This is a genomic window from Pseudonocardia yuanmonensis (genome assembly GCF_039542425.1).
Lineage (GTDB): Bacteria > Actinomycetota > Actinomycetes > Mycobacteriales > Pseudonocardiaceae > Pseudonocardia > Pseudonocardia yuanmonensis.
Genome location: NZ_BAABIC010000060.1, coordinates 1 through 1,172, shown reverse-complemented (window position 1 = coordinate 1,172; position 1,172 = coordinate 1). Strand labels below are relative to the sequence as shown.

The following is a 1,172-nucleotide window of genomic DNA, read 5'->3' as shown; positions in this document are numbered from 1 at the left end:
TGTCCCACCTACGGAGGTTGGTGACACGGCGGGCGACGTGACACGCCGAGGCTTATGATCTTGATGTAGGGAGGACCTCCGGGCGAGGTGTGGAGCTGTCGAGGAACCACAGCTCGGACCCCGGAGGTCCTCAATGCCGCACCGTAATGCCCCGCTGACCGTGGAGGGCAAGCGCCGGTTGTGTCTGCGTGTCGACGCCGGCCGCCCGAAAGCCCACGTCGCTGCCGAGGCCGGAATCTCCCGGCAGTGCCTGCACAAATGGCACACCCGCTGGCGCGCGGATGGGGACGCCGGGCTGGTCGAGCGCTCCTCGCGGCCCCACCACTCGCCGCGGCGCACCCCGGCCGAGCTGGAGGCCCGGATCGAGCGGCTGCGCCGCGACCGCAAGCTCGGCCCGGACCGCATCGCCTACGAGCTGCGCCGCGAGGACGGCACCCGGATCTCCGCAGCCGGGGTGCACAACGTGCTGGTCCGGCTCGGGATCTCGCGGCTGCGTGATCTCGACCCGCCCACCGGGCAGCAGCTGCGCACCGCGGATCCGGCCACGACGACGCATGGCCCGCACCGGTGGCGCCGCTACGAGCGGGCCCGCCCCGGCGAGCTCGTGCACGTCGATGTGAAAAAGCTCGGCCACATCCGCGACGGCGGCGGCTGGCGAGCCCACGGCCGCGACTCCGCCCAGTCCCGGGCCGCCCGCTGCGGACCGCGGGTGGGCTACGACTACGTCCATGTCGCGGTCGACGATCACTCCCGGCTGGCCTACGTCGAGGTCATCAGTCTTGCTGAGGGCGGGGAGAACCAGCACGCCTGCGCCGGGTTCGTCCGCCGCGCCACCGCCTGGTTCGCCGGCAACTACGGGGTCACCGTCGAGCGGATCATGACCGACAACGCCTGGGCCTACCGCAAGAGTCGCCTGTTCGCCGCCACACTCGCCGAGCTCGGCATCGCCCACCGCCCCACCAAGCCCCGCTGCCCGTGGACCAACGGCAAAGCCGAACGCTTCAACCGCACCCTCGCCGTCGAATGGGCCTACGCCGCGGTCTACAACTCCTCCGCCGAGCGTGTCGCCTCACTACCGGCCTGGCTGCACGGCTACAACCACCACCGGGCCCACACCGCGCTCGGCGGACACCCACCCGCCCACCGCGTCAACAACCTCTGCCGCGGGGACA

The 1,172-nt window shown here is 71.8% G+C and carries 1 protein-coding gene; it reads left to right on the top strand.

The features are described 5' to 3' along the window. Window positions 1-133: 133 nt before the first annotated feature. Window positions 134-1,172, top strand: a 1,039-nt coding sequence (locus ABD990_RS34080; protein ID WP_345384934.1) for an IS481 family transposase, incomplete at its 3' end; no start/stop codon positions are given.